10 protein-coding genes are annotated in these 11,518 nt (G+C 69.3%); 8 read left to right on the plus strand and 2 right to left on the minus strand.

What is annotated here, in order from left to right; translation table 11 throughout:
* Positions 1–92 precede the first annotated feature (92 nt).
* Complete coding sequence (locus tag RAB71_RS05660) at positions 93–515, plus strand: VOC family protein (RefSeq protein WP_010343362.1); 423 nt, start codon at positions 93–95, stop codon at positions 513–515.
* A 4-nt stretch (positions 516–519) separates the two neighbouring features.
* Here the strand turns inward: RAB71_RS05660 and RAB71_RS05665 are convergent, their stop codons facing one another.
* Entirely contained in the window at positions 520–1,389 is an 870-nt protein-coding gene (locus RAB71_RS05665; RefSeq protein ID WP_010343361.1) for an ion transporter, read from the minus strand.
* Positions 1,390–1,541: 152 nt separating this feature from the next.
* Between RAB71_RS05665 and RAB71_RS05670 the strand changes: the two genes are divergently transcribed.
* Positions 1,542–2,774, plus strand: a complete 1,233-nt coding sequence (locus tag RAB71_RS05670; protein ID WP_010343360.1) for an acetylornithine transaminase — start codon at positions 1,542–1,544, stop codon at positions 2,772–2,774.
* A 508-nt stretch (positions 2,775–3,282) separates the two neighbouring features.
* On the opposite strand, the gene RAB71_RS05675 is transcribed toward RAB71_RS05670, so the two are convergent.
* On the minus strand, positions 3,283–3,900 hold the full coding sequence (locus RAB71_RS05675; protein WP_041500745.1) for an HAD-IA family hydrolase: 618 nt from the start codon (positions 3,898–3,900) through the stop codon (positions 3,283–3,285).
* Between the two features lie 287 nt (positions 3,901–4,187).
* On the opposite strand from RAB71_RS05675, the gene RAB71_RS05680 reads away from it, so the two are divergent.
* The 6 genes from RAB71_RS05680 (at position 4,188) to azu (ending at position 11,480) form a co-directional block, all read left to right on the plus strand.
* Positions 4,188–6,884, plus strand: coding sequence for a TonB-dependent siderophore receptor (locus RAB71_RS05680; protein WP_100224020.1), 2,697 nt, complete (start codon positions 4,188–4,190; stop codon positions 6,882–6,884).
* Positions 6,885–7,095: 211 nt separating this feature from the next.
* Positions 7,096–8,670 (plus strand): NAD(P)/FAD-dependent oxidoreductase, encoded by a 1,575-nt coding sequence (locus RAB71_RS05685; RefSeq protein ID WP_010342789.1) that lies wholly within the window; start codon positions 7,096–7,098, stop codon positions 8,668–8,670.
* Positions 8,671–8,687: 17 nt separating this feature from the next.
* Positions 8,688–9,095: a cytochrome c gene (locus tag RAB71_RS05690; protein ID WP_029562063.1), complete on the plus strand. Its 408-nt coding sequence runs from the start codon at positions 8,688–8,690 to the stop codon at positions 9,093–9,095.
* A 48-nt stretch (positions 9,096–9,143) separates the two neighbouring features.
* Complete coding sequence (locus RAB71_RS05695) at positions 9,144–9,653, plus strand: RidA family protein (RefSeq protein ID WP_010342792.1); 510 nt, start codon at positions 9,144–9,146, stop codon at positions 9,651–9,653.
* Between the two features lie 32 nt (positions 9,654–9,685).
* Positions 9,686–10,873 (plus strand): pyridoxal phosphate-dependent aminotransferase, encoded by a 1,188-nt coding sequence (locus tag RAB71_RS05700; RefSeq protein ID WP_010342793.1) that lies wholly within the window; start codon positions 9,686–9,688, stop codon positions 10,871–10,873.
* A 166-nt stretch (positions 10,874–11,039) separates the two neighbouring features.
* A complete protein-coding gene (gene azu / locus RAB71_RS05705; protein WP_050946571.1) occupies positions 11,040–11,480 on the plus strand; it encodes an azurin in 441 nt (146 codons plus the stop codon).
* Positions 11,481–11,518: the final 38 nt, after the last annotated feature.

Here is an 11,518-nt window from a genome sequence, read left to right on the forward strand (position 1 = left end):
ATGCCTGCACGCCGCCGGCGCTACCCTATGCGCCGTTTCCGCGCGCCATCGCGGTACGGCGCGTCCCATCCCCCACCCTCGGAGCTGTCACGATGAAATACCTGCACGCCATGATCCGCGTCCACGACCTGGAGAAGACCAGCAAGTTCTTCACCGAAGGCCTGGGCCTGCACGAAACCCGCCGCATCGAGAACGAAGCCGGCAAGTTCACCCTGGTGTACTTCGGCGCGCCGGAGAACCCGGAGGCCGAGGTCGAGCTGACCTACAACTGGGGCTCGGACGAGGATTACGGCAGCGCCCGCAACTTCGGCCATCTGGCCTTCGAGGTCGACGACATCTACGCCCTGTGCGCGCACCTGCAGTCGCTCGGCGTGACCATCAACCGTCCGCCGCGCGACGGGCGCATGGCCTTCGTGCGCACGCCCGACCTGATCTCGATCGAACTGCTGCAGAAGGGTGATGCGCTGGCCCCGGCCGAGCCGTGGGCGTCGATGCCCAATACCGGCGTGTGGTGAGGGCTCAGGGCGCGGTCTCGGGCAACGCCTGGCCGCAGCCCCGGCAATAGCCGGCGTTGCGGTCGTGGCCGTGCAGGCCGCAGCGTGCGCAGGTGCGTCGATCCGGCGCGCGAAGGCGGTCGGCGTCGCGCAGGCTGTTGGCCAGTTCGGCGGTGTAGATGCCGGTGGGCACGGCGATGATGCTGTAGCCGATCAGGATCAGCACCGAGGTGATGGCGCGGCCCAGCGGGGTGAGCGGGGCGATGTCGCCGAAGCCGACCGTGGCCATCGTCACCACCGCCCAGTACATCGCGGTGGGGATGCTGGTGAAGCCGTTGGCCGGGCCTTCGACCACGTACATCAGCGCGCCGAAGATCACCACCAGGGTGATCACCGTGAACAGGAACACGAACACCTTGCGCCGGCTGCGCCACAACGCATCGACCAGCAGGCTGCTTTCCTCGACGTAGCGGGTCAGCTTGAGGATGCGGAACAGCCGCAGCACCCGCAGCACGCGCACCACCAGCAGCGTCTGCGCGCCGGGCAGCAGAAACGAGATGTAGGTGGGCAGGATCGACAACAGGTCGATCACGCCCCAAAAGCTCAGCGCGTAGCGCAGCGGCCGCTGCACCGTGGCCAGGCGCAAGACGTACTCGGCGGTGAACAGCACGGTGAAGCCCCACTCCAGCACGTACAGGGCGCCGGCGTAACGGCTGTGCAGCGCCGGCACGCTGTCGACCAGGATCACCGCGACGCTGGCCACGATCGCCGCCACCAGCAGCAGGTCGAAGTTGCGCGACGGCGTGGTGTCGTGCCGGTAGATGATGTCGAACCAGCGGCGCCGCCAGCCGTGTTCGGTCGCCGGGGCGAGCGGGGAATCGAGGAAAAATCGCATGCGCCCCATGCTACCCGAGCGGCAGTGCCGCCCGGCGCGCGCTGCCGCAGCGGACGGCGTGCCAGCCCATGGTGCCAGGCGCCCGCCCGCGGTCCCGGGCACGCGCTGCCGGTGGTCTCTATAATCGGCGCTTTCCCCGCAGGACTGCCTCGATGACCGCTTCTTCCGCCGCGGAGCTGATCGCCCTCGGTCAACGCTACAGCCTGCCGATCTACCGCCCGCGCCAGCTGGTGCTGGAGCGCGGCCAGGGCGCCCGGGTCTGGGACAGCGAGGGGCGCGACTACATCGACCTGTCGGCCGGCATCGCCGTGTGCGGGCTCGGCCACAACGATCCGGACCTGCAGGCGGCGCTGCTCGAACAGGCCGGCAAGCTGTGGCACACCAGCAACGTGTTCTACAGCGAGCCGCCGCTGCGGCTGGTCGAGGAACTGGTGCTGGCCTCGCGCTTCGCGGAGAAGGCCTACCTGTGCAATTCCGGCGCCGAGGCCAACGAGGCGGCGATCAAGCTGGTGCGCAAGTGGGCCACCGCCCAGGGCCGTCCGCCGCAGCGGCGGGTGATCGTCACCTTCCGCGGCAGCTTCCACGGCCGCACCCTGGCCGCGGTGACCGCCACCGCGCAGCCCAAGTACCAGGAAGGCTACGAGCCGCTGCCCGGCGGCTTCCGCTACGTCGACTTCAACGACATCGTGCAGCTGGAAACGGCGATGGCCGCCGGCGACGTGGCCGCGGTGATGCTGGAGCCGGTGCAGGGCGAGGGCGGGGTGATGCCGGCGGCGCCGGGCTTCCTGGCGCAGGTGCGGGCGCTGTGCGACCACCACGGCGCGCTGCTGGTGCTGGACGAGATCCAGTGCGGCATGGGCCGCACCGGCACCCTGTTCGCGCACTGGCAGGACCAGATCGTCCCCGACATCGTGACCCTGGCCAAGGCGCTGGGCGGCGGCTTTCCGATCGGCGCGCTGCTGGCCGGGCCGAAGGTGGCCGAGACCATGCAGTTCGGTGCGCACGGCACCACCTTCGGCGGCAACCCGCTGGCCGCGGCGGTGGCGCGGGTGGCGCTGCGCAAGCTGGCCTCGACGGCGATCGCCGCCAACGTGTCGCGGCAGTCGGCGGCGCTGCGCAAGGGCCTGACGGCGCTCGACGAGGAATTCAGGCTGTTCTCGCAGGTGCGCGGACGCGGCTTGATGCTCGGTGCGGTGTTGAACCCGGCGCATGCCGGGCAGGCCGGGACGATCCTCGATCACGCCGCCGCACACGGGGTGCTGACCTTGCAGGCCGGGCCGGACGTGTTGCGCTTCGTGCCTGCGCTGAACATCACTGATCAGGAACTGGCCGAGGGCCTGCAGCGGTTGCGCACGGCGCTGCGGGAGTACGTCGGCACGCGTTGACAGTTGCCCCGATAGGTAGGCATCGCGCCGGCGGACGTCACGTGCAGGCAAGCGCCTGTGGGAGGGACTTCAGTCCCGACGCGATGACCGATGACTGCCGCACTGCGGGGGCGATGGCCTCTGGGGCCCGCGAGGCCATCGCATCGCGCGTCGCGGCTTAAGCCGCTCCCACAGGTGGGCATCGCGCCAGCGGACCGGTCACGTGCAGGCGATCACCTGTGGGAGGGACTTCAGTCCCGACGCGATGATCGGTGACTGCCGCACTGCGGGTGGCGATGGCCTCTGGGGCCTACGAGGCCATCGCATCGCGCCAGCGGACTCGTCACCTGCAGGCAAGCGCCTGTGGGAGGGACTTCAGTCCCGACGCGATGACCGGTGGCTGCCGCATACGGGGGCGATGGCCTCTGGGGTCCGCGAGGCCATCGCATCGCGCGTCGCGGCTGAAGCCGCTTTACTCCATCCTTGTCGCTGCGGCAGGGCACTTCTGCCGCGTGCGTAGGCGCGATGCCTACGCCAGGCCGTGCCGCGCCAGCGCGCGGCGCACCGCACGCGCGCCGCTGGCGGTTTCCGCGCGCATGCCGATGGCACGGGCGCCGCGCACGTTGACGAACAGGTCGTCGAGAAACAGGGCGTGCCGCGGGGCGACGCCGAAGTGGTCGAGCGCACGCCGATAGACCTCGGCCTGCGGCTTGCGCCCGCCCAGCGTGCCGCTGCACAGCACGCGGCCCTGCAGCAACGGAAACAGCGCCGGCACGATCTGCGCGATCGCCTGGGCCATCAGCGCGCCGTTGTTGGTCAGCACGCCGATGTCGACGCGGTCGGCCAGTGCCAGCACCCGCGCGACCACGCCGGGATCGCCGCGGCTGGCGGCGACGCGCGCGGCGATCCAGTCGGCTTCGCGCACCGGCTTGCCCAGGCCCGCACCCAGCCGCGCCAGGTAGTCGGCGGTGGCGAGCTCGCCGCCGTCGTAGGCGGTCTCCAGGCCGGACGCGAACAGCACCTGCCGCACCCGCGCCGGATCGCAGCCGCACTGCGCGGCCAGGACTGCGATGCGCACTGCGCGGGTGTAGCCGGCCAGCACGCCGTCGAAATCGAGCAGCAGCAGACGCGGGCGCGGCTGGGTCAGTACGGCCATGGCGCGGGCGAAGGCAGGCGAGGGCGGGGCTGGGACATGCGAGGAGGCCGGGGTGGGGCGCCCGAGCGTAACCCAGGTCCCCGGCAGCGACGAACGCCGCTACCCGCGCGGCGCTGCCGGTGGTCCCCCGCCCACCCGCCCGCGGCCCACCTACCCGCCGCGTGCGGCCGCTCGCCGCAGCGCGCTGGCTATGGTTCCTCCGCGCCGCGTCACGGCGCCGCCGGTAGGGGATCGGTGCGTTTCCACGCGACATCCACGTCATCCAGGGGGTCTTGGGCATGAGCAAACGATTGAAGACGCAGCGTCTGGCGGAATCGGTGCGCAGGGGACTGGAGCGCGCGGGCCATCGCCATGGGCCGGCCACGCTGGCGCTGTTGCTGGCTGCCGCGCAGGCGCTGCCGGCGCTGGCCGAGGACGCCGACGGCGAGGCCAAGACGCTGGACGCGATCACGGTCATCTCGACCGGCACGCGCAAGGCCAACATGGCGGTGACCGACAGCCCCGCGCCGATTCAACTGGTCAGCGCGGAGATGCTCAAGCAGTCGGCCGCGCCGGACCTGATCAACGCCATCGCCAACCAGGTGCCGTCCTACAACGCCAACCAGACCGGCAACGATATGGCCAGCCAGACCCTCACCGCCAGTCTGCGCAACCTCTCGCCCAACCACACGCTGGTGCTGGTCAACGGCAAGCGCCGCCACATCACCTCCAACGTCAACACCACCACCGGCGCGGCGTCGGCGGATCTGTCGTTCATCCCCGCCGCGGCGATCGACCACGTCGAAGTGCTCACCGACGGTGCCGCGGCGCTGTACGGCTCGGACGCGATTGCCGGCGTCATCAACATCATCCTGAAGAAGAACCACGACGGCGGCGAGGTGGATGCCGGTTACGCCGGCTACAAGGACGGGGGCGGCGGCACCGATTCCTGGGGCGCCAACATCGGCTTCGGCAGCGACGCGGCGTACTTCAGCCTCAGCGCCGAGGTGGAGAACCGCAAGACCGTGTACCGGCTCGGCTCCTACAGCTACGCCGACTGCGTGGCCAACTACGCCGACTGCGCGGCGGTCAATCCGAGCATGGCCGACTTCCTCGCCGACGACGTGCGCGGCATGACCCTCAACCCGCGCTTTCCCAACGTCAACGCCTGGCTCAATCCGCCGGAAGTGCACCGCAAGGCGCTGTTCTTCAACTCCGGCGTGGTGCTCGGCGACGCGTTGGAGTTCTACGCGTTCGGCAGCTTCGGCAAGAAGACCGCGCAGTCGGAGGAGAACTACCGGCGTCCCAGCCAGGATGGCGGCTATGTCGATCCGACGACCGGCGCGGTCAGCCACAAGTATCCGCTGGGCTTCAATCCGTCCGAGGCGTCCGATGAGGTCGACTACGAACTCACCGCCGGCCTGAAAGGGGTACTCGCCGACTGGTCCTGGGATGTCTCCAGCAGCTACGGCAAGAACACGATGGACGTGTACACGCTGAACTCGATGAACTTCAGCCTGTGGCAGGAGGACGGCTATTCGCCCGAGGATTTCTACGACGGCAGCTTCTGGGCCAGCCAGTGGACCACCAACCTCAATGCCACCCACGATTTCGACGTCGGCCTGTCGCAGCCGCTGACCTTCAATGCCGGCATCGAGTACCGCCGCGACCGCTACGGCATCGACGCGGGCGACCCCGCTTCGTACTACGGCGCCGGTGCGTCGTCCTTCCCCGGCTACAACCCGCTGTTCAACACCGGTGCCTACAGCCGCCATAGCTATGCCGCCTACGCCGACGCGGTGTTCAACCCGACCGAGAAATGGCTGCTGGACGTGGCCGGGCGCTACGAGAACTACAGCGACTTCGGCAGCAAGGTGGTCGGCAAGCTGACCACCCGCTTCGACCTCAGCGACACGTTCGCGGTGCGCGCCACCGCCAGCACCGGCTTCCGTGCGCCGACGCTGCAGGAAGGCTACTACTCGGCGGTGCAGGTCGGCCCGACCAGCGCCACGCCGACGCTGCAGCCCAACAGCGCCGCCGCCGCCGCGCTGGGCTTCGGCAGCCTGAAACCGGAGACCAGCACCAACTACAGCCTGGGCTTCGTGTTCCGGCCGATGTCCAACCTCGACAGCACGCTGGATTTCTACCGCATCACCATCTCCGACCGCATCGGCGTCGGGACCTTCGAATACTCCCGCGCCGGCGAGCCGGGCGACACCAACGGCGACGGCGTCCCCGACGCGACCTACAATGCCGCGCTCGGCCAGGCCCTGGTCGATTTCGGCTACCTGGGCGGCATCGACCCGTCCGCGCCGGGCGGCTCGCTCGACGCCACCGCACGCCAGAACATTTCCGTGGCGATCTTCAACAACGCGCTCAAGACCCGCAGCAGCGGCGTGGACTGGGTGACCAACTACATCAGCGCGTTCGACTGGGGCTCGATCGACTGGATCCTGGCGGCCAACTACAACAAGACCGAGGTGCTCGACGCCAAGCCGGCGCCGCAGGTGCTCGGCGGCGCCACCATGTACAGCGCGGCGACCCTGATCAACCTGGAGAACAACGCGCCCAAGTACCGGGTCAACCTGGGCGCCACCCTCAACATCGGCAAGTTCAGCCTGCGCGTGACCGAGGCGATCTACGGGTCGCAATACCAGTTGGTCACGCCGTACGACGACTGGAACGGCGAGATCTTCCCCGCCAGCGTACTGAGCAAGCTCGACGTGGTCGACGTCAACGGCGCGCCGTACTACAAGCAGGAGATCGGCACGCTGGCGCTGACCAACGTCGAACTGACCTACCGGCCCACCGAACGGCTCACGGTCAGCGTCGGCGGCGACAACGTGTTCAACACGTATCCGGACAAGATCCCGGCGGCGGCCTACGACTACCTCGAGAAGAACTACCTGAGCTACTACAACTCGCCGTACCTGACCGGCAGCCCGATCGGCTACTTCGGCGCGCGCTACTACGCCAAGCTCACCTACCGCTTCTGAGCGCCGGCGCTGAAGCCCCTCTCCCCCCGGGAGAGGGGTTGGGGTGAGGGTAAGGCGGCCGCAATCCCCGCCAAGCACCCACACCCACCCCACCTACCCACCCCATCGCGGCCTACCCGCCGCATCCGGCCTGCGCCGTCGCCGCGACGGCTATGGTCGACCCGCCATCCGCGAGGCGATGTCCACGATGCACGCAGCCCCCAAGGGAGCCATGACCCGCCGCCAGTTGCTCGCCAGGATCGGCCTGGCCGGCGGCGGCGCGATGATGTACCAGGCGATGCACAGCCTGGGACTGGCCGCCGAATCGCGCTTCACCGGCGTGCCGCGGCTGGACGGCGACGCCCGCGGCGCCTCGGTGCTGGTGCTCGGTGCCGGCCTGGCCGGCCTGACCGCGGCGTTCGAACTGCGCAAGGCCGGCTACCGCGTGCAGGTGCTCGAGTACAACGCACGCCCGGGCGGCCGCAACTGGACGCTGCGCGGCGGCGACCGCTACACCGAACTGGGGGGCTTCACCCAGCAGTGCGGGTTCGACGAAGGCATGTACCTCAATCCCGGGCCGTGGCGCATCCCGCACCACCACAAGGCGGTGCTGTCCTACTGCAAGCAGTTCGGGGTGGCGCTGGAGCCGTTCGTGCAGGTCAACTTCAACGCGCTGCTGCACAGCCGCACCGGTTTCGGCGGCAGGCCGCAGCGCTTCCGCGACATCGACGCCGACTACAAGGGGCACGTGGCCGAACTGCTGGCCAAGAGCACCAGGCAGGGCGCGCTGGATGCGCAACTGCAGCGCGAGGACCAGGATATCCTGCTCGAGTCGCTGCGCAACTGGGGCGCGCTGGACAAGGACTTCGGCTACGTCGAGGGCCGCGAGAGCAGCGAGCGCCGCGGCTTCGCCAAGTATCCCGGCGGCGGCCTGTCCGGCAAGCCGCAGTTCTCCGCACCGTTCACCGCCCAGGACATCCTGCGCTCGCGGCTGTGGACCACGCTGGCGGCAGGCAACAACTACGAGATGCAGACCGCGATGTTCCAGCCGGTCGGCGGCATGGACCAGATCGGCAAGGCCTTCGCGCGCCAGTTGGGCGATGCGATCCGCTACAACGCGCGGGTGACCCGCATCGACCAGGACGCGCACGGGGTCAGCGTCGCTTACCAGGAAGCGGACGGCAGCGAACAGCTGGCCAAGGCCGATTGGTGCGTGTGCACGATCCCGCTGTCGATCCTCAGCCGCATCCCGATCGCGGTGGGCGAGAAGATGGCCGCGGCGATCGGCCAGGTGCCGTACGCGGCCTCGGTCAAGGTCGGGCTGCAGTTCAAGCGCCGCTTCTGGGAAGAGGACGAGGCGATCTATGGCGGCATCAGCTACACCGACCTGCCGATCACCCTGATCAGCTATCCGAGCACCGGCTTCCAGAGCGCCGGCAAGGGCGTGTTGCTGGGCGCCTACGTGTGGGGGCTGGAGGCATTCGAGTTCACCTCGATGACGCCGCCGCAGCGCGTGGCCAAGGCGGTGGAGTACGGCACGCAGCTGCATCCGCAATACCCGCGCGAATTCGACAACGGCATCGCCGTGGGCTGGCACCGGGTACCGTTCACCCACGGCTGCTTCGGCGTGTGGAGCGATGCCGCGCGCGCCGAGCACTACGAGAACCTGTGCCAGATCGACGGCCGCATCGCCCTCGCCGGCGAGCACGCCTCCTACATCCCGGCCTGGCAGGAAGGCGCCATCACCTCGGCGCTGGACGCGATCGAGCGCCTGCATCGGCGCGTCGTCAACGGAGCCCGCGCATGAAACCGGATCGTTCCTGGATGCTCGCCGCGGCGATCGCCGTCGCGCTCGTCGCGCTGATGCTGCCGCCGGGGATCGGCCCGGCCGTGGCGCAGAGTTCCGATGCCACCCCGCTGTACCCGCAGGCCGAGTTCACCACCACCTCGGGCGCCACCGTGTACGCGGCGATCTGCCAGAGCTGCCACATGCCGGGCGGGCAGGGCGCGCGCGGTGGCGGCGAGTATCCGGCGCTGGCCGGCAATCCCAAGGTGGCCGCCGCGCCCTACGTGGCGATGATGGTGCTCGACGGCCGCGGCGGCATGCCCGGCTTCGCCGACACGCTCAACGACCGGCAGGTCGCCGAGGTAGTGCACTACGTGCGCAGCCAGTTCGGCAACGACTATCCCGGCCGCCTCAGCGCCGAGGACGTGCACGCGCTGCGGCACTGAGCCGCCTCGCTTCCCTTTCCGTTCCGTTCCGATCGCAAGGAGTTCCGCATGCGCCATCGTGTCGTTTCCCGTTCGCTCCGTGCCGGCCTGTGCGCCGCGCTGTGGCTGCCCACGCTGGCCGGCGCCGCCGAGGTCGTGCGGCACAAGATTCCCAACAGCGATTTCCCGATCTCCGCGGCGGTGGAGATCCCGGCCGGCAAGACCACGGTCTATCTCAGCGGCGCGGTGCCGCGGCCGATCGCTCCGGACGCGCCCAAGGACACGCCCGCCACCTATGGCGACACCAAGGCGCAGACGGTCAGCGTGCTGTCGCAGATCAAGGCGCAGCTGGAAGGCATGGGCCTGGGCATGCGCGACGTGGTCAAGATGCAGGCGTTCCTGGTCGGCGACCCGGCATTGGGCGGGAAGATGGATTTCGCCGGTTTCATGGAGGGCTACCGGCAGTTCTTCGGCACCCCCGAGCAGCCCAACCTGCCGGCGCGCTCGGCGTTCCAGATCGCCGCGCTGGGCAATCCGCTGTATCGCATCGAGATCGAAGTGGTCGCGGTGCGTCCGTAGTGCCTTCGCCACCTTCCTGCTAGGAGTTCCTCATGCAGCAGTCGTCGCCCTCGCGCCGCAGGTTCCTCCAGCAATCGGCGCTGGTCGCCGCGGCCGGTCTCGGCACGCCGTGGCTGGCGCAGGCCGCGCCCGCCGCGGCGCTGGCGGCCGGCACCGAGCTGGCGCCGGTACTGATCAACGCCAACGAGTACCCCGGCGGTCCCTCGCCGGCAGCGCAGCGCGCGATCGCCGCGATCGCGTCCAGCGGCGGCCGCTACCTGGGCGAACTGCAACTGGAGTTGCTGCAGACCCTCGCCACCCAGCTCGGGGTGGGGATGGACCACCTGATGGCCTACGCCGGTTCCACCGAGCCGCTGGACTACGCCATGCTGGCGTTCACCTCGCCCGGCGCGTCGCTGGTCACCGCCGATCCCACCTACGAATCCGGCTGGCGCGCCGCCGCACGCAACGGCGCCAAGGTGATCAAGGTGCCGCTGCGCAAGGACGATGCGCACGACGTGCAGGCGATGTGCGCCGCCGACGCCCATGCCGGGGTGATCTACCTCTGCAATCCCAACAATCCCACCGGCTCGGTCACCCCACGCAAGGATCTGGACTACGCGCTGGCGCACAAGCCCAAGGGCAGCGTGCTGGTGGTCGACGAGGCGTACCTGCATTTCTCCGACAGCGCCAGCAGCATGGTCGACCGCGTCGCCGCCGGCGACGATGTGATCGTGCTGCGGACCTTCTCCAAGCTCTATGGCATGGCCGGCATCCGCCTGGGCTATGCGGTGGCGCGCCCGGAACTGCTGGCCAGGCTCAAGTTCTACAGCGTCAACAGCCTGCCGGTGACCGCGGTCGCCGCCGGCCTGGCCAGCCTGCGCGATCCGGCGCTGGTGCCGCAGCGGCGCGCGCTCAACAGCGCCATCCGCGGCGACGTGGTGCGCTGGCTCGACGCGCAGGGCTACGCCTGCACCGCCTCGGAAAGCAACTGCTTCATGGTCGACGTGAAGCGCCCGGCGAAAGAGTTCATGGACGCGATGGCGACCTATGGCGTCTTCGTCGGACGCAGTTGGACGCTGTGGCCGGAGCGCTCGCGCATCACCGTCGGCACCGTCGCGGAGATGGCGCGGTTCAAGCAGGCGTTCGCGCAGGTGGCCGCGGGCAAGCGCGGACCGCTGCCGGTGCCGCCGCCGCTGGCGGCGCACGATCCGTTGCATGGATTCTTCCGCAACGCCTAGCGTTGCTTGCGCCGGATGTTGCAGTGCACGAGGGCTTGTCGTTGACAACCATTTGCGCAAAGGCAGACAGTCGTGGCGGCGCCGCCGCGCGCGCAGCGCATGCTGGCGACGTGCGTGCGCTGGTGCCGTTCCCATTGCCAAGGAGTCCGTCTTGAAAGCGAAACCGTTGTCTCTCTTGCTGGTCCTCGCCACGCTCGCGTTCGCGCCGGCGGCCTGGGCCAAGACCTGCGCGGTGACCATCACCGGCACCGACCAGATGTCCTTCGACCAGCAGCAGATCAAGGTGGCCGCCGACTGCACCGAAGTGGCGGTGACGCTCAAGCACAGCGGCAAGCTCGCCGCCGCGGTGATGGGCCACAACTGGGTGCTGACCAAGACCGCGGACTTCCAGGCGGTGGCCAATGCCGGCACCAGTTCCAGCCTGGCCGACAATTACCTGCCGAAGAACGATCCGCGGATCATCGCCCACACCAAGGTGATCGGCGCGGGGCAGTCGGATACGGTGAAGTTCTCCACCGCCAAGCTCAGCAAGGGCGGCGATTACACCTTCTTCTGTTCGTTCCCGGGGCACTGGGCGGTGATGAAGGGCAAGTTCGTGTTCGGCTGAGCGGCGCCGCGCGTCGGTCTGCGCCCAGCGATCCCGCT

The sequence above is a fragment of the Xanthomonas sacchari genome, from assembly GCF_040529065.1.
Lineage (GTDB): Bacteria > Pseudomonadota > Gammaproteobacteria > Xanthomonadales > Xanthomonadaceae > Xanthomonas_A > Xanthomonas_A sacchari.

Coding starts and splice junctions, on each gene's coding strand:
- RAB71_RS05700 (WP_010342793.1), top strand. CDS start 9,686: ATGCAGCAGTCGTCGCCCTCGCGCCGCAGGTTCCTCCAGCAATCGGCG.
- RAB71_RS05680 (WP_100224020.1), top strand. CDS start 4,188: ATGAGCAAACGATTGAAGACGCAGCGTCTGGCGGAATCGGTGCGCAGG.
- RAB71_RS05665 (WP_010343361.1), bottom strand. CDS start 1,389: ATGCGATTTTTCCTCGATTCCCCGCTCGCCCCGGCGACCGAACACGGC.
- RAB71_RS05670 (WP_010343360.1), top strand. CDS start 1,542: ATGACCGCTTCTTCCGCCGCGGAGCTGATCGCCCTCGGTCAACGCTAC.
- RAB71_RS05695 (WP_010342792.1), top strand. CDS start 9,144: ATGCGCCATCGTGTCGTTTCCCGTTCGCTCCGTGCCGGCCTGTGCGCC.
- RAB71_RS05660 (WP_010343362.1), top strand. CDS start 93: ATGAAATACCTGCACGCCATGATCCGCGTCCACGACCTGGAGAAGACC.
- RAB71_RS05685 (WP_010342789.1), top strand. CDS start 7,096: ATGACCCGCCGCCAGTTGCTCGCCAGGATCGGCCTGGCCGGCGGCGGC.
- RAB71_RS05690 (WP_029562063.1), top strand. CDS start 8,688: ATGCTCGCCGCGGCGATCGCCGTCGCGCTCGTCGCGCTGATGCTGCCG.